Origin of the sequence: Amycolatopsis granulosa, assembly GCF_011758745.1 — a bacterium.
Classification (GTDB): Bacteria; Actinomycetota; Actinomycetes; order Mycobacteriales; family Pseudonocardiaceae; genus Amycolatopsis_E; species Amycolatopsis_E granulosa.
In genome coordinates this window covers 1,391,304-1,410,977 of sequence record NZ_JAANOV010000001.1, presented here as the reverse complement: position 1 = coordinate 1,410,977, position 19,674 = coordinate 1,391,304, and the positions used below count along the sequence as shown (strand labels likewise).

General features: G+C 73.2%; 18 protein-coding genes. 10 read left to right on the top strand and 8 right to left on the bottom strand.

Annotated features, from left to right (window positions below):
* Positions 1-4 precede the first annotated feature (4 nt).
* The 3 genes from FHX45_RS06855 to FHX45_RS06845 all read left to right on the top strand — a co-directional run bounded on the left by FHX45_RS06855 (position 5) and on the right by FHX45_RS06845 (position 7,227).
* Positions 5-910 carry an SseB family protein gene (locus FHX45_RS06855; RefSeq protein ID WP_167097709.1) on the top strand — a complete coding sequence of 302 codons (906 nt, stop codon included), beginning with the start codon at positions 5-7 and terminating at the stop codon, positions 908-910.
* A gap of 79 nt (positions 911-989) precedes the next feature.
* Positions 990-3,776 carry an AfsR/SARP family transcriptional regulator gene (locus tag FHX45_RS06850; protein ID WP_167097707.1) on the top strand — a complete coding sequence of 929 codons (2,787 nt, stop codon included), beginning with the start codon at positions 990-992 and terminating at the stop codon, positions 3,774-3,776.
* Positions 3,777-3,969: 193 nt separating this feature from the next.
* On the top strand, positions 3,970-7,227 hold the full coding sequence (locus tag FHX45_RS06845; RefSeq protein WP_167097705.1) for a BTAD domain-containing putative transcriptional regulator: 3,258 nt from the start codon (positions 3,970-3,972) through the stop codon (positions 7,225-7,227).
* Between the two features lie 107 nt (positions 7,228-7,334).
* Here FHX45_RS06845 and FHX45_RS06840 read toward each other — a convergent pair whose 3' ends face one another.
* Positions 7,335-8,762, bottom strand: a complete 1,428-nt coding sequence (locus tag FHX45_RS06840; RefSeq protein WP_167097703.1) for a bifunctional phosphatase PAP2/diacylglycerol kinase family protein — start codon at positions 8,760-8,762, stop codon at positions 7,335-7,337.
* Between the two features lie 126 nt (positions 8,763-8,888).
* Here FHX45_RS06840 and FHX45_RS06835 point away from each other — a divergent pair, with 126 nt between their 5' ends.
* The 3 genes from FHX45_RS06835 (at position 8,889) to FHX45_RS06825 (ending at position 10,418) form a co-directional block, all read left to right on the top strand.
* Positions 8,889-9,377: a GNAT family N-acetyltransferase gene (locus FHX45_RS06835; RefSeq protein ID WP_208405832.1), complete on the top strand. Its 489-nt coding sequence runs from the start codon at positions 8,889-8,891 to the stop codon at positions 9,375-9,377.
* Positions 9,374-9,946 carry a TetR/AcrR family transcriptional regulator gene (locus tag FHX45_RS06830; protein WP_167097700.1) on the top strand — a complete coding sequence of 191 codons (573 nt, stop codon included), beginning with the start codon at positions 9,374-9,376 and terminating at the stop codon, positions 9,944-9,946. The genes FHX45_RS06835 and FHX45_RS06830 overlap by 4 nt, the downstream gene beginning before the upstream one ends.
* Positions 9,947-10,121: 175 nt before the next feature.
* Positions 10,122-10,418 carry a hypothetical protein gene (locus tag FHX45_RS06825; RefSeq protein WP_341771379.1) on the top strand — a complete coding sequence of 99 codons (297 nt, stop codon included), beginning with the start codon at positions 10,122-10,124 and terminating at the stop codon, positions 10,416-10,418.
* Between the two features lie 169 nt (positions 10,419-10,587).
* Here the strand turns inward: FHX45_RS06825 and FHX45_RS06820 are convergent, their stop codons facing one another.
* From FHX45_RS06820 to FHX45_RS06810, 3 genes are read right to left on the bottom strand one after another with little or no spacing between them, the layout of a single operon-like run.
* Positions 10,588-11,301: a sigma-70 family RNA polymerase sigma factor gene (locus tag FHX45_RS06820; protein ID WP_167097698.1), complete on the bottom strand. Its 714-nt coding sequence runs from the start codon at positions 11,299-11,301 to the stop codon at positions 10,588-10,590.
* A 16-nt stretch (positions 11,302-11,317) separates the two neighbouring features.
* Positions 11,318-11,470 carry a hypothetical protein gene (locus tag FHX45_RS06815; protein ID WP_167097696.1) on the bottom strand — a complete coding sequence of 51 codons (153 nt, stop codon included), beginning with the start codon at positions 11,468-11,470 and terminating at the stop codon, positions 11,318-11,320.
* 37 nt (positions 11,471-11,507) lie between these two features.
* Complete coding sequence (locus FHX45_RS06810; protein WP_167097694.1) at positions 11,508-12,164, bottom strand: TetR/AcrR family transcriptional regulator; 657 nt, start codon at positions 12,162-12,164, stop codon at positions 11,508-11,510.
* A 113-nt stretch (positions 12,165-12,277) separates the two neighbouring features.
* On the opposite strand from FHX45_RS06810, the gene FHX45_RS06805 reads away from it, so the two are divergent.
* Positions 12,278-13,762: a flavin-containing monooxygenase gene (locus FHX45_RS06805; protein ID WP_167097692.1), complete on the top strand. Its 1,485-nt coding sequence runs from the start codon at positions 12,278-12,280 to the stop codon at positions 13,760-13,762.
* A complete protein-coding gene (locus tag FHX45_RS06800) occupies positions 13,762-14,559 on the top strand; it encodes an SDR family NAD(P)-dependent oxidoreductase (RefSeq protein ID WP_167097690.1) in 798 nt (265 codons plus the stop codon). The genes FHX45_RS06805 and FHX45_RS06800 overlap by 1 nt, the downstream gene beginning before the upstream one ends.
* A 294-nt stretch (positions 14,560-14,853) precedes the next feature.
* Here FHX45_RS06800 and FHX45_RS06795 read toward each other — a convergent pair whose 3' ends face one another.
* From FHX45_RS06795 to FHX45_RS06780, 4 genes are read right to left on the bottom strand one after another with little or no spacing between them, the layout of a single operon-like run.
* Positions 14,854-15,675, bottom strand: coding sequence for an APH(3'') family aminoglycoside O-phosphotransferase (locus FHX45_RS06795; protein ID WP_424923792.1), 822 nt, complete (start codon positions 15,673-15,675; stop codon positions 14,854-14,856).
* Positions 15,676-15,686: 11 nt separating this feature from the next.
* Entirely contained in the window at positions 15,687-16,349 is a 663-nt protein-coding gene (locus FHX45_RS06790) for a methionine ABC transporter permease (protein WP_167097686.1), read from the bottom strand.
* Positions 16,346-17,359 (bottom strand): ATP-binding cassette domain-containing protein, encoded by a 1,014-nt coding sequence (locus tag FHX45_RS06785; RefSeq protein WP_167097684.1) that lies wholly within the window; start codon positions 17,357-17,359, stop codon positions 16,346-16,348. Before FHX45_RS06785 ends, FHX45_RS06790 begins: the two co-directional genes overlap by 4 nt.
* Positions 17,356-18,303, bottom strand: a complete 948-nt coding sequence (locus FHX45_RS06780) for a MetQ/NlpA family ABC transporter substrate-binding protein (protein ID WP_167097682.1) — start codon at positions 18,301-18,303, stop codon at positions 17,356-17,358. Before FHX45_RS06780 ends, FHX45_RS06785 begins: the two co-directional genes overlap by 4 nt.
* Before the next feature lie 236 nt (positions 18,304-18,539).
* Between FHX45_RS06780 and FHX45_RS06775 the strand changes: the two genes are divergently transcribed.
* Together FHX45_RS06775 and FHX45_RS06770 are read left to right on the top strand one after the other, a co-directional pair.
* The gene (locus FHX45_RS06775) at positions 18,540-18,701 is read left to right on the top strand and encodes a hypothetical protein (protein WP_167097680.1); all 162 of its coding nucleotides are present in this window, start codon (positions 18,540-18,542) and stop codon (positions 18,699-18,701) included.
* Between the two features lie 58 nt (positions 18,702-18,759).
* Positions 18,760-19,617, top strand: a complete 858-nt coding sequence (locus tag FHX45_RS06770) for an endonuclease/exonuclease/phosphatase family protein (RefSeq protein ID WP_424923831.1) — start codon at positions 18,760-18,762, stop codon at positions 19,615-19,617.
* Positions 19,618-19,674: the final 57 nt, after the last annotated feature.

The following is a 19,674-nucleotide window of genomic DNA, read 5'->3' as shown; positions in this document are numbered from 1 at the left end:
GCGCGTGGAACCTTCGTGGCAGCCGGGCAATGACGTGGAGCACGCGCTCGCCGCGGCGCTGGACGCGGGCGACAGCAGACGGTACGCGCAGCTCCTGCTCGCCGCGCCGGTGTACCTGCCGGTGCTGCCCGCGCGCGACACCCCGGAATGGCGTGAGCTGCTCGAGTTGCTCCTCCTCGAGCACGAGCACCTGCTCGTGTTCACCTCGCCCCAGTCGCTGGCCGCGGTGCTCGGCCGGTTCGCGCGGGACCACGTGCGGACCTCGTTCGCCGAGATCGCGGCGCAGTGGCCGGCGGGCAGTTCGCTGCAGCTGGCGATCAACCCCGGACTGCCGATCGGCGCCGTGCTCCCGCCCGGCGGGCTGGTCGCGCTCGCCGAAGGGCGCGAGGACCTGGTGGCCGCCTCCGACGTCCAGGACGCGGTGCTCGACTCGATGCGCCGCCAGGTGCGCGGGCTCGTGCTGGAGGAATTCACCGCCGGACGGGAACCGGGTCCGGTGCCGCCACCGTCGAACGCACTGGAAACCGAACTGGCCGCTGCGATCGGCGGCCAGGACGAGAACGCGTATCTGGAGGTCCTGGTGAGCGGTGCGGTGGTGGTGCCGACGAGCCGGCCCGTCCCCGACCCGGGTGCGCTCGGGGACGAGGACTTCCCCTGGCACACCGTCGGTCAGGGCGACTTCCCGGTGATCACGCTGTTCTCGTCCGCGGAGATGCTGGACCGGATCGGGGCCGGGCAGCCGTACGTCACGCTGCCGTTCCTGGAAGTGCTCGCGCGGTGGCCCGGCGAACGGCACGTGCTCTGCTTCAACCCCGGGACCGAGACCGAGCTGATCCTGAGCGGGGAAGGGGTCTTCGAGCTGGTCTATTCGATCGCCGGGGCGCTGTCACCCGACAGCGGCACCGACTAGCGCCGGACCGCCCGGTTCTGCTTGCTTTTCGTCATCCCCATGTCGCCCCGTCCTGCCCACGGAAAGGTGTTGACCGGCCTTGGCCGAAACCCCGTCCCGCCCGGTGCGGTACCGGCTGCTGGGCCCGATCGAGGTGTCGGGCCCGGACGGGCCGGTGCGGCTGGGCGGACCGAAGCAGCGGTCGGTGCTCGCGGCGCTGCTGCTCCACGCGGGGCGCGTGGTGCCGGACGAGCAGCTGTTCGCCCTGGTGTGGGGCGCCACGCCGCCGGTGACCGTGCGCGGGCAGGTGCAGGTGTACGTCTCCGAGCTGCGCAAACTGATCGGCGCCCAGGTGATCACGCGGCGCGCGCCGGGGTACGTGATCGAGGTCGGGCCGGGGGAGCTGGACCTGCACGAGTTCGACGACGCCGTCGCACGGGCCCGGGCCGACCTCGACGCCGGCCGGGTCGCGGACGCGGCGCGGCGGCTGCGTGCGGCGCTGGACCTCTGGCACGGTCCCGCGCTGGGTGGCGCCACGCAGTCGCTGCTCGACCGCGAAGGCCCCGCGCTGACGGAGAAGCGCCTGAGCGCGCTGGAGGAATGCTTCGACGCCGAGCTCGCGGCCGGGCGGCACCGGTCGGTGATCGGCGAGCTGCGGCAGGAGGCCGAGGACAACCCGTTCCGAGAACGCTTGCAGGCGTTGCTGATGCTGGCGCTGCACCGCTGCGGCCGCACACCCGAGGCACTGGAGGTCTACACCGGTGCGCGCTCGCGGCTGATCGAGGAGCTGGGCGTCGAGCCGGGGCCGCTGCTGCGCGAGACGCAGATGCGGTTGCTGCGCGACGAGCCCGCGGAAAGCGCTCCCGTACCCCGGCAGCTGCCGGGTGACGTGCCGCAGTTCGCGGGCCGGATGCGCGACCTCGCGCGGCTGGACGCCCTGCTGCCGCTGGACGGCAGCGGCGCGGGGCCGTCGGTGTCGGTGGCGGTCGTCAGCGGTGGTGCGGGCGTGGGCAAGTCCGCGTTCGCCGTGCACTGGGCGCACCGGGCGCGCGCGCACTTCCCGGACGGGCAGCTCTACGTCAACCTGCGCGGCTTCGACCCGGCGGCCTGCGCGATGAGCCCGGCGGAGGCGGTGCGGCGGTTCCTCGACGCGCTCGCCGTTCCCGCGCAACGGATCCCGGTGAGCGTGCCGGCGCAGGTGAGCCTCTACCGCAGCCTGCTCGCGGACAAGCGGGTGCTCGTCGTGCTGGACAACGCGCGCGACGCCGACCAGGTGCGGCCGCTGCTGCCCGGATCACCGGGCAGTTTCACGCTCGTCACGAGCCGGAACCAGCTGGCCAGCCTGGTCGCCGTCGAGGGCGCCGCGCCGGTGGGCCTGGACCTGCTGTCCGACGTGGAAGCCCGTGAGCTGCTCGCCCGGCGGCTCGGCCCGGAGCGGGTGGCGGCGGAACCGGACGCGGTCGCCCAGATCAACACCCAGTGCGCCCGGTTGCCACTGGCGCTGGCGATCGTGGCGGCGCGGGCCGCGACGAACCCGGGGTTCACGCTGGCCGACCTCGCCGCCGAACTGTGCGCTGCGCGCGGCCGGCTGGACGCGTTCGAATGCGGCGACGACACCTGCGACGTGCGCGCGGTCTTCTCCTGGTCCTACCAGGCGATCTCGCGCGAGGCGGCCCGGTTGTTCCGGTTCCTCGGCCTGCACCCGGGTCCGCACGTGAGCACCGCGGCCGCGGCCAGTCTCCTCGGCGTCGAGGTGCGCCAGGTGCGGCCGCTGCTGGCCGAGCTGACCCGCGCGCACCTGGTCGCCGAGCGTGCGCCGGGCCGGTACGGCTTCCACGATCTGCTGCGGGCGTACGCGATCGAGCTGACGCTGGAGGAGGACCCGGAGCCGGAGCGGACCGCGGCGGCGCGGCGCATGTACGACCACTACGTCCACACCGCCCATGCCGGCGCCGCGGTCCTGGCCCCGCAGCGCAGCCGGGTCGCTCTCGGCCCGCCCGCGCCCGGCGTCACCGCAGGCCCGCCGGCCGACGCCGCGGCCTGGTTCGCCACCGAGCACCCCGTCCTGCTCGCGGCCATCAAGGGGGCCGCGGGGTGCGGATTCGACGTGGCGGCGTGGCAACTGGCGTGTGCGCTCAGCCACACGTTCGTCCGGCAGGGCAGGCACTGGCTCGGTGAGCCGGGGACCTACCGGGCCGCGCTGGAGGCGGCCGAGCGCCTCGGCGATCCGGTGGCCCTGGCCCACAGCCACCGCGGGCTGGCGGTGATCTTCACCGCGCTGGGGCGTGACGAGGAGGCCAGGACGCAGCTCGAGCAGGCCCTGGAGCTGTTCGAGGAGCTGGGTGATCTGGGCAACCAGGCCGACGTGCGGCAGGGACTGACCTGGGTGTGCGACCGGCTCGGGGACTACGCCGGGGAGTACCAGCACGCGCGGGCGGCGCTGGAGCTGTTCCAGACCGCGCGCAACCGGTTCGGCGAGGCGATGGCGCTGAACAACCTCGGGTGGAGTTGCGCGCGGCTCGGCCGGTACGAGCAAGCGCTGGAGCACTGCCAGGAGGCGGTGGTGCTGCAGGCCGGGCTCGGGGACCTGCTGGGCGAGGCGAACGCGTGGGACAGCGTCGGGTACGCGCGGCAGTCGCTGGGGCACCTCGACGAGGCGGTGCGCTGCTTCGAGAAGGCCGTGCACATGTACCGCAGGCAGGGCAGCCGCTACTACGAGAGCCGGTCGCTCAACCACCTCGGCGACGCCCACCAGGCCCGTGGCGACGTGGCGGCCGCGCGCGGTGCCTGGCGGGCGGCGCTGGAGCTGCTGGAGGAACTGGGCTCTCCCGATGCCGGCCAGATCCGGGCGAAACTGGAGAGGGTGCTCCCGCAGCGGCTGTCCTGAGGGCACCCCCCCGGCGCGGCGATCGATTGTGAGCGAGACCACACTGGGTCCGGACCAGGCGTGATCACCGCTACCGTCCGGTCACGTCGAAGCGTTTTCGAAGCGGAGGCTGTAACCCTGCGAGGGTGACGGGGGAACGGCTGGGGGCGTCCGGACGTCCCAGCTGCGAACGACGAGATCGGGGCGGTGACGGATGAGCGACGGTTCGCGGAGCCACTTGGGGACGCTGGTCCAGGGCTTCCGTCGGCGCGCGGGGCTGACCCAGCGGGAGGTCGCGGACCTGGCCGGACTGAGTGTGGCGGGCCTTCGGGACGTCGAACAGGGCCGGGTCACCCGCCCGCGCGTGTCCACGTTGCGCAAGCTGGGTGACGTGCTCGGTCTGTCCCGCTTGGAGCTGGGCGAGCTGCTGCGCGAGGCGGGCACCGAGCAGACCGGGGGTGGCCTGCGCGTCGAGGTCCTGGGTCCGCTGCGGGTGGTCACCGACGGCACCCCCGTCGACCCCGGCTCGGAGACCCAGCGCACCCTCCTCGCGCTGCTCGCGTTGTCCCCGAACATGCCCGTCGGCCGGGACACCCTCGTCGAGGCGATCTGGGGTGACCAGCCCGACCACAGCACGGTCGACCTGCTCCAATCCCGCGTGTCCCGTCTGCGCCGCCGGTTGCAGGCCGACCCCGACTGCGATTGCATCGTGTCCACCCGCGGCGGCTACCAGCTGAAGGTCGCCGACGGTCAGCACGACCTGCTCGTGTTCCGCCGCCTCGTCTCGCGCGCCCGGCACGTCCGCGAAGAGGGCGAGCTGGCCGAGGCGTGCGGGCTGTTCGCCGAGGCCGTCGGGCTGTGGCGGGGTGAGCCGCTGGAGGGGCTGAGCGCCCTGGCGTCGCACCCGATCGTCGTCGCGCTGGTGCGCGAGTACCGGGCGGTCGTCGTCGAATACGCCGGAGCGGCCAGCGACCTCGGCCGCTACCAGGAGGTTCTCCCGCTCCTGCAGCGCGTCGCGGAGGCCGACCCGCTGCACGAGGCGGTGCACGCCCGGTTGATGATCGCGCTCGCCGGCAGTGGACAGCAGGCCGCCGCGCTCGACTTGTTCGACACGCTGCGGCGCCGTCTGGCCGGGGAACTCGGCGCCGACCCGGGCCCGGAGCTCGCGAGCGCCTACCAGCGGGTGCTGCGCCAGGAGGTCGCGCGACCGGAGTTCGCCCCGGTCAGCGCCCACCGCCAGCTGCCGCTCGACACCGCGGACTTCAGCGGCCGCGAGGCCGAACTGACCACCCTCCGCGACGGGCTGCGCGCGATGGGCGGCGGCACCGCGGTCGGTATCGCGCTGATCGAGGGCATGGCCGGGGTGGGCAAGACCCGGCTCGCCGTGCACATCGCCCACCAGCTGCTCGCCGAGGGCCGCTACGGCGACTGCCAGCTCTACGTCGACCTGCGCGGGCACTCCGACCAGCCGCCCGCCGACCCGGCCGCGGTGCTGGCGTCGTTCCTGCGCCTGCTCGGCGTGCCCGGCGACCAGGTTCCGCCGAGCCTCGAGGAACGCGCGTCGCTCTACCGCGATCGCGTCTACGGCCGCGACGTGCTGGTGCTGCTGGACAACGCGGCGAGTGAGGACCAGATCCTGCCGTTGCTGCCGGCCGGGCCGACCAATCTGGTGCTGGTCACCAGCCGTCGCGCGCTCGCCCTGGACGGGGCGCGCACGCTGCCGCTGGATGTGTTCACCCCGGCCGAGGCCCGTGAACTGCTGGTGCGGGTGGTCGGTGCGAAGCGCGTGGAGAGCGAGCCGGAGGCGGCCCGCCGGGTGGTCGAACTGTGCGGGTGGCTGCCGATGGCGGTCGCGCTCGCGGCGCGACGGCTCCAGTCCCGTCCGACGTGGACGATGGCGGACCTGGCCGCGCGCCTGGCGGAGACCGGGGACCGGCTGAACGAGCTGGCGGCGGGCAGCCGCCGCCTGCGAGCGGTGTTCGAGTTGTCGTACCAGGCACTGGAAACCGACGAACGGCGGCTGTTCCGGTTGCTGGGCCTGCACCCCGGTGCCGACTTCACGCCGGAGTCGGTCGGTGCGCTCGCCGGGCTGACCCCGGCGCGGGCCCGGTGGCTGCTGGACCGGCTGGTGGACGAAAACCTGGTCACCGTGGTGACGCGGGACCGGTACCGGCTGCACAACCTGCTCGCCGAGTACGCGCGTGGTCTGGCCCGCGACAGTGAACCGGAGCCCGCCCGTCGCGTCGCGATCACCCGTGTCCTCGACTTCTACCTGCACACCGCGGCCCGTGCCACGCACCTGATCTACCCGGCCAAGGGCGTCGACCTGGCCGGTGCGGCGCCGGTGCACGGACCCCTGCTGGCCGACCGGGAAGCCGCGAAGCGCTGGCTGGAGGCCGAGCGGCCGGGTCTCATCGCCGCGGTGAGCCTGGCGGCCGAGCAGGGCTGGCCGACGCACGCCTGGCAGCTGACCCGCTGCCTGCGCGCGTACCTGTACCTCTACGGCTACAGCCACGACCACGACTGGGTGCACACGCACGAAGCCGCGCTGGCGGCGGCGACGGCCGCGCAGGACGAGGTCGGCGAGGCCCACACGCGCTTCGACCTGGCGGTGGCCTACCTGTACCACGGCCGCGCGGCGGACGCGCGCGAGCACTTCCGGCGGGCCATCGAACTGCACCGCGCCCATGGCGACCGCGACCTGGAAGCCACCTCGCTGCGTGCGCTCGGGGTGCTCTGCCACCGGTCGGGGGAGTTCTCCGAGGCGCTGGGGCTGTTCCGGTCGGCGGCGGCGTTGTGCGCGGGGGAGCCGAGGCTGGAAGGCGCTGTCGCGGCGAACCTCGGTGCCACCCTGGCGGTTCTGGGCCGGCTGGATGCCGCGGTGGACCAGTACCGGCACGCGCTGGTGCTGTCGCGGCGCACCGGTGATGCGGACGCGGAAAGCGGAGCGCTGGCTGACCTCGGCGACGCGTGGCGGCGGCTCGGGCGGCACCGCGAGGCGGTCGAACACCTCAAGCAGGCGATCGAGCTGGCCGAGGCGCACGGCCTGGAGCCGCGGATCGCCTACGCCCGGCACCGCCTCGGCAACGCCTACCGGGCGACCGGCGGGTTCGACGACGCCCTCACGAACTTCAACGAGGCCCTGCGGATCGTGCGTGCGGTCGGCGGTCCCGCCACGGAGAGCGAGGTGCTGATCGACTTCGGTGGTGTGCACCGCGACATCGGCGACCTGCTCACCGCCGCGGATCTGGTCGAGACCGGTCTGCGGGTGGCGATCAACCGCGGCGAGCGGTACCAGCAGGCCCGGGCCTTGAACGAACTCGCCGAACTGCACCGGTGCGCCGCGCGGGCCGGCCTGGCACGGGACTACTGGCGCCGCGCCTACGACCTGTTCGAGGAACTGGGCGCCGCCGAGGCGGACGAGTTGCGTGACTTCACCGGAAATCCCTGGCCCGCCCCGTCGGTCGCCTAGCGATCGAGGTGCGGATGCACGACCGCACGGGCACGGACCCGGGCGGCGGCTGAGGCTGCGCGGGACCCTGGCGGGAAAGCGCTTTCCAGGACCCGGGTGCGCGCGGCTCAGCGGTAGACGACCAGCGCACCACGGCGTTTGCGCAGCGTGATGTCCGGCGGAACGCTCCGCAGTTCGCCGTCCAGCGCGAGGTGGAGCCGGCCGGCCGGGGCGCGGACGGTCAGCTGGGGCGCGGCGGGCCGGTCCTGGTAGGGCGTGCACCAGCGCAGGGTGCCGGTGAGCGCGGCGAGGACGACCCGCGTGCGGGCCCACGGGCGCTCCGCGTCGACGGTGCGGATGTCGAGCAGCCCGTCGTCCAGGCTGCGGCGGTAGGTCGGGGCGAACCCGCGCGGACGGTACGCCCCGTTGCCCGCGAAGATCATCCAGACGCTGCGTGGCTCGCCGTTCACCACGAGGTCCTGGGGGTTCGCGCGGCGCAGCACGTGCACCAGGCCGACCAGCATCGCGGGCCACTTGCCGATCCGCTTCTCCCACTTCTCGCGGTACCGCACCAGGTCGGTGTAGAGCCCGGTGCTGCAGGTGTTGACGAAGACCTCGCCGTCGACGCTGCCGAGGTCGATGCGCACCGCGCTGCCCTTGCGCACGGCCGTGATCGCGTCGTCCGGCGTCGCCACGCCGAGGTCGCGGGCGAAGTGGTTGAGGGTGCCCGCCGGCAGGACCAGGAGCGGGACGTCGTGGTCGGCGGCGGTGCGCGCGGCGACGTTGATGGTGCCGTCGCCACCGGCGACACCCAGGACACGGCAGGTGCGGACCGCTTCGGTGAGCGCGTCGGCCAGGTCCTCGCCGTCGCCGAGTTCCACGATCTTCGCCTGCGGGAGTTCGGCCCGGACGCGGTCGAGAACGGTGGCGTTGGCGCTTCCCGCGGACGGGTTGACGACCAGGACGAGGCCGTCGCCGGTGGGCAGGGCGGGTGCCGGATGCGCTTCGGCCCGCGCGGGGCCGGCGGGGGTGCGCGGCCACCAGGACAGCGTGACCGCGGCTGCGGTCAGCCCGAGGCCGAGGCCGCCGAGCACGTCCGACGGGTAGTGGGCGCCGGTGACGACGCGGGAGGCCGCGACCCCGGCGGCCAGCGCGCCCACGGGTGCGGCCAGAGCCGGCCACTCGAGCGCGACGCCCGTGGCGAAGGCCGCGGCGGAGGCGGAATGCCCGGACGGGAACGACGTGGTCCACGGCGCCCGCCGCAGTTGCCGGATCGGCGGGATGGCCCCGGTCGCGGGGCGGGTGCGGCGAACGACACGTTTGCTCAGCCCGTTGGCGGTCGCACTGGCGATGCCCAGCGCGAGCATCCCGCGCAAGGCGGCACGCCGCGCCCGGCGATTCCGCGTCGCGGCGAGGGTGCCGCTGACCGCCCACCACAACCCGCCGTAGTTGGCTGCCCGGCTCAGGCGCGGCAGCACCCGGTCCAGGAGAACGGAATCGGTTGCCGCCACGCGGGCGAACAGTCGTTGGTCCGCACGGGACACCCATCGGCGCATGGGCGCCAGTCTATGCCGGGCGCGGGTACCGGGCAGGGCACTGCGGCGATCACCCAGCTCATCGATCACCCAGCTCATCCCGGTGCGGGCCTTGCCTCCGGGGCCGCGGCGGAGTACACCGGGACTATGACAACCGTCATAACCCTCCGGGAGCTCGACGGCACCGCCGCCGAAGACGTGCGGAGCGTGGTCCTCGCCTGCTCGCCGGGTACCTTGCGGCGCCGGTTCTTCCTGCCGGGCCGGCCGGATCCGGCGGACGTGCTCGGCCGGTACCGGCGCTATCTCCTCGCCGGGCCGCCGGACGGCGTGGCGCTCGCCGCGGTCGACGGCGCGGCGACGGTGGGACTGCTGAACCTGGTGGCCGGCGAGGCGCGCGTCGCGGAGCTCGGCATCATGGTGGCCGACCCGTGGCAGCGGCAGGGCATCGCGACGGGCCTGGCCGGCTGGCTGCGGGCCTCCGGGCGCTGGGCGGGGTGGACGGTGCGGGCGGTGACGCAGGTGGACAATGCGGCGGCCAGGGCGTTGTTGCGGCGGCAGGGTTTCCGCGTCCGGCACGGTCCGCAGCACGGCGAGTACGAATACGAACTGACGATGCCGGGACCGGAGGTGGCATGACGGCGAATCCGCGTGATCGCATGGTGTACAGCGCGGCACAGCTGATCCGCACCCAGGGGGTGAGCGGGACGGGGATGCGGGAGGTCGTCGAGCACGCGTCGGCGCCGCGGGGCTCCCTCCAGCACTACTTCCCGGGCGGCAAGGACCAGCTCGTCCGGGAAGCGCTTGCCTGGTCCGGCGAGTTCGCGGCGTCGCGGGTGAAACGGTACGCCGCGGCCGCGCCCACGCCGGGCGGTCTCTTTGCGGGGATGGTGGCGCAGTGGCGCGACCAGTTCCGCGACGAAGGCTACGCGGCAGGCTGCCCGCTGGTCGCGACGACGGCCGACGTGGTGGCGGGCAACGACGATCTGCGCCGGGCGGTGCGGGAGGGGTTCGAGACCTGGTTGCGGCCGGTCGAGGAGAGCCTGCGGGACATGGGGGTGCCGCCGGAGCGCGCCCGGTCGCTGGCGGTGGTCATGATCAGCGCACTCGAGGGTGCGATCGTGATGGCCCGGGCGCAGGAGGATCCCGCCCCGCTGGACGCCGTGGTGGCTGAACTCGGTCCGGTTCTGGACGCCGCCCGCTCCTGACCGCGGCAGGGCCGGCCGGGAAGCCGCGAAACGTGGGGAATCCCGGTACCGGAGCTCCGCCCGGATCAGCCACTGTGGACGAACGCGGCACTGACGGGTGAAAAGCGGCCCGCGGGGATTGGCGCGCACCGGGTCCGGGAACCACCACGGCGAGTATCCCGAGAGGAGGCTCACCGTGACTGAACGGGTACGGGTACCCGAGGCGCACGACGAACCGGGCGGGCCGGGCGGAGCGTTCCTGCTCGCGCGGCCGCGATCCGGTCTCGTGGGGGAGACCCACCGCGTTGCGCACGTCTTTCCCTTGACGGCGGGGCAGCAGCCCGGGCTGCTGGTGGCCTACTGCGGGTACTCCGGGCGGCCCGGGGAGCTGGATCTTCTGGACCGCCCCGCGGGCATGCCCTGTGAGCGCTGTCTGGTGATCGCGGCCCGCCGGGCCGGCGCCGAGTCGATTCCGCACCCGCGCCGCGGCTGATCGTCCGCAACCCGGTCGCGAGCGAGATCCGCACCAGCGGTCCAGACCACTGGTTCAAGGCCGATCCGCACGTACCCGCCGTCACGAGACGAGCTGCCCGGCCGACAGATCGTAGTCCACTTCGGACGTCCTGCGCCGGGGTGACCACGCGGCGCCGCGAAGCGCCGGTTCAGGTCTGGGCGGCGGCGAAGGCGAGCTTGTCCGGGTTGGCGATCGTGCGCACCGCTGCCAGCCCGTCCGCACCCGGCTCGGGCACCAGCACCGCGAACATCGCTCCGCCCAGGTACACCGCCAGGCCCGGCTCCCCCTCGGCGAGCAGACGCTCCAGTCCGGCCACGTCACCGGCCACGGTCGCCGCGAGGAACTGCTCCACGAGGGCCCGGCGCTGCTCGGCGGTCGCGGTGAAGCGTGTGCGCCCCCGCGCCACGTGCTGCCGCGCCCGGCGGTAGAGCTGGCGGACGTGGGCCTCGTCCAGGTCGAGGACCTCGCCGATCTCGCGGTGGCTGTGGCCGAACGCCTCCCGCAGCACGAACGTCGCGCGTTCCGGTGGGGTCAGGCGTTCCAGCAGCACGAGCAGTCCCAGCGACAGCGAATCGCGCTGCTCGGCGATCTCCAGCGGGCCGCGGTCGGTGAACACCGGCTCGGGCAGCCACGGGCCGAGGTAGACCTCCCGCCGGGCGCGCGCGGACGTCAGCCGGTTCAGGCACAGGTTGGTGACGACCTTGGAAAGCCACGCCTCCGGCACCTCGACACCGGTCGCCGCGTGCCAGCGGAGGTAGGCCTCCTGGACGACGTCCTCGGCCTCGGCGGCCTCACCGAGCAGCCGGTAGGCCAGCCCGAACAGGCGCGGGCGGCCGGCTTCGAACCGGGCGAGCGGATCCACCCCCCGAGGGTGCCGGCTACTGGCCCTGCTGCGGGTCGAAATCGTCGTGCTCGTCCCCGGAGGAGGTGCCCTGTTCCCCCCGGAGGAGCTGCTGTTCCTCCTGCGACGAGTCCCCGGCGCCGGGCAGCTCGTCGCGAGCGTCCTCGTCCTGCCCGCTCTTGCGTTCCATGGCCCGGGACTACCCGGCGGCCGCAGGCCGAAACGGATCAGGCCGGTGGTTCGGTGGTGCGGTAGATCGCACTCAGCCACACGTCGAGCAGCACGCCGACCACGTCCGGTTCGGGCACGGCCGGGCCGTCGCCGCCGAAGGTCGCGTACAGGACCCGCTCGTTCATCGAGTTCAGCGCGATCGCCAGGTCGCGCGCCGGCCGTCCGGGCGGGGCCGCGCCGCGGGCGCGCTCGGCCTCGATCGCGTCCGCGGTCCGGCTGACCCAGGTCTCCATCATGCCCGCCCACAGCTGCCGCACCTCGGTGTTGGTGTGGCGGGCCTCGGCGGCGGCGAGCGCGACGGCGCGGTGGGCGCGGAACGTGGTGAAGATGGCGTCCAGGCACTGCCGCCACCGCTGCGCCGCGGTGGGCGCGGGGTGGTCGAACACCACCGCGGACGCCCGCTCGGCCTCTTCGGTGACCCGGTCGAGCAGCGTGAGCAGCACCGCGTCCTTGGAGCGGAAGTAGAAGTAGAACGTCGGCCGGGAGATGCCGGCGCCGCGGGCCAGGTCGTCGGTGGAGATCTCGCTCAGCGGGCGCTCCGCCAGCAACCGCTCGGCGGTGGCGAGGATCGCGAGCTCCCGCTCGTCCCCGCTGGGCCGCGGCGCGCGGCGGCCGCGGGCCGGGCGGCTGCGGACGGCGGGATCGGTGGCCATGGCCCCACCGTATCAGGCGCTCAACGCGGTGTCGGCACTCTCGACACGATGTTGACCGGCTCGACAGACCGTTGGTACGTTGCGGTCGAGACGACGGGAGAAACGGGGAAGCGATGACGCGCGATCACGTCGACGTCCTGATCGTCGGTGCCGGCCTGTCCGGGATCGGCGCCGCCGCCCACCTGCGGGCGCAGCGCCCGGGGAAGACGTACGCGATCCTCGAGGCGCGCGGGGCCATCGGTGGTACCTGGGACCTCTTCCGCTACCCGGGCGTCCGCTCGGACTCGGACATGTTCACCCTCGGCTACTCGTTCGAGCCGTGGACCGACGCCAAGGCGATCGCCGACGGCGAGTCGATCCGCGAGTACGTGCGGACCACGGCACGCAACCGGGGCATCGACCGGCACATCCGGTTCCACCACCGGGTGGTGCGGGCGGAGTGGTCGTCGGAGGAGGCCCGGTGGACGGTCGAGGCGGACCGCACCGACACCGGGGAACGCGTCCGGATCACGTGCGGCTTCCTCTTCGTCAACTCCGGCTACTACCGCTACGACCAGGGTTACGCACCCGAGTTCCCCGGGCAGGACGAGTTCACCGGCACGGTCGTGCACCCTCAGCACTGGCCCCGTGACCTGGACTACCACGGCAAACGCGTGGTCGTGATCGGCAGCGGGGCCACCGCGGTGACGCTGGTGCCCGCGATGACCGGCGACGCGGCGCACGTGACGATGGTGCAGCGCTCGCCGAGTTACGTGCTGTCGCTCTCGGCCACCGACCCGCTGGCGGACCGGCTGCGCGGGGTGCTGCCGGCCAAGGTCGCCTATCCGATCGTGCGGTGGAAGAACGTGCTGGCCGCGCTGTTGTTCTTCCAGCTCAGCCGCCGCAGCCCGCGCTTGGTGCGCAAGCTGCTGCGCAAGGGCGTGACCGCGCAGCTGCCGCCGGGCTTCGACGTCGACCGGCACTTCAACCCCAGCTACGACCCGTGGGACCAGCGGGTGTGCTTCGTGCCCGACGGCGACCTGTTCCGGGCCCTGCGCAGCGGCAAGGCCGACATCGTCACCGACACCATCGAGACGTTCACCGCGCGCGGCATCCGGCTGTCCTCGGGGCGGGAGCTCGACGCCGACGTCGTCGTCACCGCGACCGGGCTGAACCTGCTGCCGCTCGGCGGCATCGACCTCGTGGTCGACGGCGAGCCGGTGGACGTCGGGCAGCGCCTGGCCTACAAGGGCATGATGCTCTCCGGCGTGCCGAACTACGCGTTCACCATCGGCTACACCAACGCGTCCTGGACGCTGAAGGCCGATCTCGTGGCGGGGTACGTGTGCCGGCTGCTCGGCCACCTCGACGCGCACGGCTACACCACCTGCACACCGGTGCCACCGCCGTCGGTGACCCCCGCCGCGCCGCTGATCGACCTCCGGTCCGGGTACGTGCTGCGCAGCATCGCGAAGCTGCCGAAGCAGGGCGCGGCCGCGCCGTGGCGGTTGTTCCAGAACTACCCGCGCGACGTGCTGCTGATGCGGCGCGGGTCCCTGGACGACGAGGCCATGCGGTTCTCCCGGGCGCCCCGGCCGGCGACGGCACGGGTGGCCTGATGCGCGACTACATCTTCGCCGGCGGCACCGCGGTCCTCACCGGCGCGGCGAGCGGGATCGGCGAAGCGCTGGCCCACGCGCTGGCCGCCCGCGGCTCGAACCTGGTGCTGCTGGACCGCGACACCGAGCGGCTCACGGCGGTCGCCAGGACGGTTGGGTCCACAGTGGACACCTCGATGCACGTGGTGGACCTCGCGTCGGCGGCGGAGACCGCGGCGGCGGCCGAGCGTGTGCTGGCGGACCACCCCCGGCCGACGCTGCTGATCAACAACGCCGGGGTCGCGCTGGGCGGCCGCTTCGACCAGCTGACGCTGGCGGAGTTCGGCTGGGTCCTCGACGTCAACTTCCGCGCCCCGGTGCAGCTGACACACGCGCTGCTGCCCGCGCTCAAGGCCACGCCCGGCTCGCACATCGCCAACGTGTCCAGCGTGTTCGGCCTCATCGCGCCGCCCGGGCAGTCCGCGTACTCGGCGAGCAAGTTCGCGCTGCGCGGGTTCACCGAGTCGATCCGGCACGAACTGGCCGGGCAGGTCGGCGTGACCTCGGTGCACCCGGGCGGGATCCGGACCCGCATCGCGGAGTCGGCACGGGTCGGCAGCGGCGTGCCGGGCGGGATGGACACCCGGCAGTGGGAGCGCGTGCTTCGGATCGCCCCGGCGAAGGCGGCGGCGGCCATCGTGGACGCGATCGAGCACCGCAGGCCGCGGGTGCTGATCGGGGCGAGCGCGAAGATCCCCGACCTGCTGGCGCGGCTGCTGCCCGGTGCGCACAGCCGGATCCTGCGACGGCTGGGCTGACGCGGCCGCGCACCGGGGCGCCGGGACGGACTACGCGGACGTGTTCGGAGGCGGGCCGCGGAGTTCCTCGACGTGGTGGGGGAGAACCGGCCGGTGCACGTCGCCGGGAACTCGCTCGGCGCGGCCGTCGCGATGCGGCTGCTGGCGCTGCGGCCGCAGGGAAAGCTCCTGCTGCACCCGAGCCGGGCCGGAGCGCTGCGGAACGGGCGTTGTTCGCCGACAGCGGGCACATGCCGCGGATCGAAGGGGCCCGGGAGTTCCACGACCTGGTGACGCGCTTCTGGGCGGAGCAGTTCAGCCCCAGGTGAGCGGGTCGAGGTGGAGGTAGAACCGCAGCCGGCCGGGATCGGGCGCGATGCCGTACCGTTCGGCGAACTCCGCGTCCGCGGCCCGGGCTCGTTCCTCGTCCGGCCAGGTCTCCCTCGCGTTGGCCAGCAGCAGCGCGAGATCGGCGTGGCGATCGGCCCGGCCGAGACGTCCCAGGTCGATGAAACCCGACACCTCGCCGGTGTCCGGGTCGATGACGATGTTGGGCAGGCAGAGGTCGCCGTGGCAGATCACGGTGTCGGCGACCTCCTCGGCGCGGCGCCGCTCGATCTGCGGCACCAGGCGCGCCAGCAGTTCCGCGGTCGGGGTGCTCTGCTGCTCGACGGGCAGGAACTCCGGATTCACGGTGTTCCGCGCGACGACGTCCCGGGCCACCGCGACCATCGTGTCGAGGTCACGGCTGAACGGGCAGGAGGCCACGGGCACCTCATGCAGGTGGCGCACGGCGTCCGCGATGCCCGGCCAGGCGCGGGTGAGGTCCTCGGCCGTCAGCCGGTCGGCCGGCACCCCGCGGACAGCGCTGGTGACCAGGCAGGCGCCGGTTTTACCGGAGTGCCAGTCGAGCACCCGTGGAACCGGCACGCCGTGCCCGGCGAGCCAGGCGATCCGGTCGTGCTCGCTCCGGAGACCGGGCGCGTCCGCGGGTGGTACGTGCTTGGCGTAGCGGCTGCCGTCGGCGCTGCGGAACACCGCGGCGCCCGATTCGCCGCCGGTGACCGGACGCCGGCCGGGGTGATCGTGCACGGCGGGAGCGTGCCGGCCCGGCCCCGGTGCCCGGCGTCCGGTCACCGGCCTGGACCTCAACGACGCAGCGCCTTGCGCGCCAGCCAGTTGCCGAGGAACTGCGCGCCCTGCACCAGCACGATGATCGTGATCACCGCGAGCCAGGTCACCGCCCAGTTGAAGCGGTGGTAGCCGTAGGTGATGGCGAAGTCACCGAGCCCGCCACCGCCGACCGCGCCCGCCACGGCCGTCATGTCGACGATCGCGACGAACACGAAGGTGTAGCCCAGCACCAGCGGCCCGAGCGCCTCGGGCACCAGCAGCGTCAGGATGATCCGCATCGGGCTCGCGCCCATCGCCCGCGCCGCCTCGATCACGCCCGGGTCGATCGTGACCAGGTTCTGCTCCACGATCCGGGAGATCCCGAACGTGGCCGCGAACACCAGCGCGAACGTCGCCGCCACGGTACCCAGCTGGGTACCCACCGCGAGGATCGTCACCGGACCGATCGCCGTGATGAAGATGATGAACGGGATCGGCCGGATGATGTTGACCAGCACGTTGAGCACGGTGAACACGAACCGGTTCGCCAGCAGCCCGCCCGCGCGGGTGGTGTAGAGCAGGATGCCCAGCACCAGCCCGAGCGCGCCGCCGACCAGCAGCGTGACCACGGCCATGCCCAGCGTCTGCGCGATCGCGTCCCAGAACACCGGGCCGAGCGTCTCCCAGTCGAGGCTCATGCCGGGATCTCCTCGATCTCGGTGGTCGTGCGCAGATCGTCGATGAGCGCGTCCACGTCGTCGTCCGCGCCGAGCAACTCCAGCGTCAGCCCGCCGAACGAGCGCCCGGACAACGCGGTGATACCGCCGTAGACGATCTCGAACCGCACGTTGTGCTTGCCCACCGCGTCCGACAGCACCGCGCCCAGCCGTCCCGCGTCGTGGATGCGTGCCGACACCAGCCGTCCGCCGTGCCGGGACCGGATGCGCTCCAGGTCCGCGCCGCCCGGCGTGTCCCGCACGACCGAGCCGACGAACCGCTTCGCCGTCCCGGTCCTCGGCGCGGAGAACACGTCGAACACGCTGCCCTGCTCGATGACCCGGCCCGAGTCGAGGACCGCGACCCGGTCGGCGATCCCGCGCACCACCTCCATCTCGTGCGTGATCACCACGATCGTCACGCCCAGCTCGGAGTTGACCCGCTTGAGCAGCCGCAGCACCTCGCCGGTGGTCTCCGGGTCGAGCGCGCTGGTGGACTCGTCGGCGAGCAGGATCTTCGGGTTCGTCGCCAGCGCGCGGGCGATGCCCACGCGCTGCTTCTGGCCGCCGGAGAGCTGGTCCGGGTAGTGCCACGCCTTGTCCGTGATCCCCACGAACTTCAGCAGCTCGGCCACCCGAGCCCGGCGCCGCGCCTTGTCCCAGCCCGCAACCTTCAGCGGATAGGCGACGTTGCCGAACACCGTGCGCGACCGGAACAGGTTGAACTGCTGGAAGATCATGCCGATCCCGGCCCGCACCGCCCGCAGCTCCCGCTCACCCAGCGCGGTCAGGTCCACGCCGTCGACGAGCACCCGGCCGGAGGTGACCGGTTCGAGCGCGTTGATCAGCCGGACCAGCGTGCTCTTGCCGGCGCCGGAGTAGCCGATGATCCCGAACACCTCGCCGGCGGCGATGGTCAGGTCGACGTCCGCCAGGGCCGTGACGTCACCGAACCGCTTGGTGACGCCCTGGAATTCGATCAGTGCGCTCACTTCTTCGCGGCCCGCACGGTCTGCTCGAGGCGGGCCAGGATGGCCTGCAGGTCGCTGTTGGGGCGCTCCACCAGCACGGCGGTGTTCTTCGACTCGGCCTTCACCTCACCGGCCACCCGCGGGTCCCGGTAGAGCTGGGCCAGCTTCAGGTAGGTCGGGTTGTCCTTGTCCTGCGCACGGGTGACGAAGGTGTTGATGTAGGGCTCGGCGGACGGGTTCGCCGGGTCGTCGTTGAACAACGCCTTCGACGGGTCCAGGTTCGCGTCCAGGGCGAAGTTGTTGTTGACCACGGCACCGTCGACCGACGGCAGCGCGGCCACGGTCTGCGACGCGTCGACCGGGGTGACGGTGACCTTCGACGCGGCCTGGTCGATCTCGGCCGGGGTGGACAGCACGGTCCCGCCGCCGCGCAGCGTGATCAGCCCGGCCGACTGGAGCACCAGCAGGGCGCGCGCCTGGTTCGTCGGGTCGTTCGGGATCGCGACGCGGCCGCCCTGCGGGATCTCGGCGAGGGCCGCGTGCTTGCGCGAGTACAGGCTCAGCGGCACCACGTAGGTCGAGCCGATCGGGGTGAGGTTCTGGTTCGCCGACACGTTGTAGTTGGCGAGGAACAGCAGGTGCTGGAACAGGTTGAGGTCCAGCTGGCCCTGGGCGAGCGCCGGGTTGGCCTGCGTGTAGTCGGAGAAGTTCACCAGCTCCAGGTCGATGCCGTTGTCGGCGGCGATCTGCCGGAAGTTCTTCCAGTAGTCGGCGCTCGCGTCGGTGACCCCGATCTTCACGGTGGTGCGGCCGGCGGCCGTGCCGGAGTCCGAGGTCGCGTTCACGACGATCAGGACCACGGCGACGAGGACGACGACCACGGCGAGGGTGACGCCGATCAGCGGACCGCGCCCGCGGCGCGGCTTGTGCGGGAGGAGGGCGTCGTCGGAGGTGTTGTCGGACATGGCGCCATCCTGCCGCCGGTCACCGGAATGGAGGACGACGTCTCACATGGTGATGCGATGGGGGCGGGATTTGCCTCCGATCATCCGGTCGTGCTAGCCGCGCGCCGTCGAATCGTCCGGGGAACCGGCCGGGCGCCTGCGCCTCGTGTCCGGTCCCGCTCCCGGTGGTTTCGCTTCGCGGGTGATTCCGCGTCCTCGTGGTGCGGGTCCGTGCGGCGAGGAGGATGGTGGAGGTCATGGCGGATCCGAACGTGTCGGGATGGGCCGCGGCGGGCGGCGTGCTCGTCCTGGCCATCATCGCGTCCGCCGCCCTGGGCGACGCGTGGTACTTCCTCGCCGGCGTGATGGCGGGGCTGGGCCTGCTGGCCGGCATGCGGCCGGGCACCCCGACGCACTGACCGCCCCCGCGGTGCGCGCCACCGGGAAACCCGCCGAGGGGTTGCCCGCCCGGTTATGGTGATCATCATGCGGCTTGCGGCGGCGGTCATGGCGGCGGTTCTGGCTCTCGGCGCGGCCACTGCGGCCACTGCGGCCCCGGGGGCCACTGCGGCCACTGCCGCCACTGCGGCCACTGCGCCACGGCCGGGAATCGCCGTCGCCACCTACAACATCCACGCCGGCGCGGGCGAGGACGGCGTGTTCGACCTCGGCCGCACCGCGGCGGCGATCCGGGAACTGCACGCCGACATCGTCGGGTTGCAGGAGGTCGACGTCCACTGGGACGCGCGCAGCGGTTACCGCGACGAGGCCGCCGAGCTGGCCCGTGCCCTGCGGATGCACGTGTTCTTCGCGCCGATCTACGACCTCGATCCGCCCGCGCCGGGTGCGCCGCGCCGCCGGTACGGCGTCGCCGTGCTGAGCCGTTACCCGGTCATCGCCGCGCGCAACCTCGAGATCACCCGGTTGTCCACGGTCACCCCGGGCGCTCCGCCGGCACCCGCGCCCGGTTTCGCCGAGGTGACCGTCGCCGCGCCCGGCGGCCCGCTGCGGGTCTACACCACCCACCTCGACTACCGGGCCGACCCGGCCGTGCGCCGCGCCCAGGTCGCCGACATGCTCGCCGTCCTCGATGCCCGGCCCGGGCCGGAAATCCTCACCGGCGACTTCAACGCCGAACCCGCCGCGCCCGAGCTCGCTCCACTGTGGACCCGGCTGATGGACGCCGATCCGCACGGCGGCACCTACCCGGCCGCGGAACCGTTGAAACGCATCGATTTCGTGACCGCCTCCCGGCAGCTGACCGCCCGGGACGCCCGCACGATCGCGAGCACGGCGTCCGACCACCGCCCGGTGATCGCCCGGTTCACCCGGTAGCGCGCAATTCGGACCGGCCGCGTTCACCAAGGGTTCAGTCGATCTTCATTCGGTCGT

Excerpts from the sequence above, each read along its gene's own strand:
- FHX45_RS06845 (WP_167097705.1), top strand. The coding sequence starts at position 3,970 with ATGAGCGACGGTTCGCGGAGCCACTTGGGGACGCTGGTCCAGGGCTTC.
- FHX45_RS06840 (WP_167097703.1), bottom strand. The coding sequence starts at position 8,762 with ATGCGCCGATGGGTGTCCCGTGCGGACCAACGACTGTTCGCCCGCGTG.
- FHX45_RS06835 (WP_208405832.1), top strand. The coding sequence starts at position 8,889 with ATGACAACCGTCATAACCCTCCGGGAGCTCGACGGCACCGCCGCCGAA.
- FHX45_RS06830 (WP_167097700.1), top strand. The coding sequence starts at position 9,374 with ATGACGGCGAATCCGCGTGATCGCATGGTGTACAGCGCGGCACAGCTG.
- FHX45_RS06815 (WP_167097696.1), bottom strand. The coding sequence starts at position 11,470 with ATGGAACGCAAGAGCGGGCAGGACGAGGACGCTCGCGACGAGCTGCCC.
- FHX45_RS06810 (WP_167097694.1), bottom strand. The coding sequence starts at position 12,164 with ATGGCCACCGATCCCGCCGTCCGCAGCCGCCCGGCCCGCGGCCGCCGC.
- FHX45_RS06805 (WP_167097692.1), top strand. The coding sequence starts at position 12,278 with ATGACGCGCGATCACGTCGACGTCCTGATCGTCGGTGCCGGCCTGTCC.
- FHX45_RS06800 (WP_167097690.1), top strand. The coding sequence starts at position 13,762 with ATGCGCGACTACATCTTCGCCGGCGGCACCGCGGTCCTCACCGGCGCG.
- FHX45_RS06790 (WP_167097686.1), bottom strand. The coding sequence starts at position 16,349 with ATGAGCCTCGACTGGGAGACGCTCGGCCCGGTGTTCTGGGACGCGATC.
- FHX45_RS06780 (WP_167097682.1), bottom strand. The coding sequence starts at position 18,303 with ATGTCCGACAACACCTCCGACGACGCCCTCCTCCCGCACAAGCCGCGC.
- FHX45_RS06775 (WP_167097680.1), top strand. The coding sequence starts at position 18,540 with ATGGCGGATCCGAACGTGTCGGGATGGGCCGCGGCGGGCGGCGTGCTC.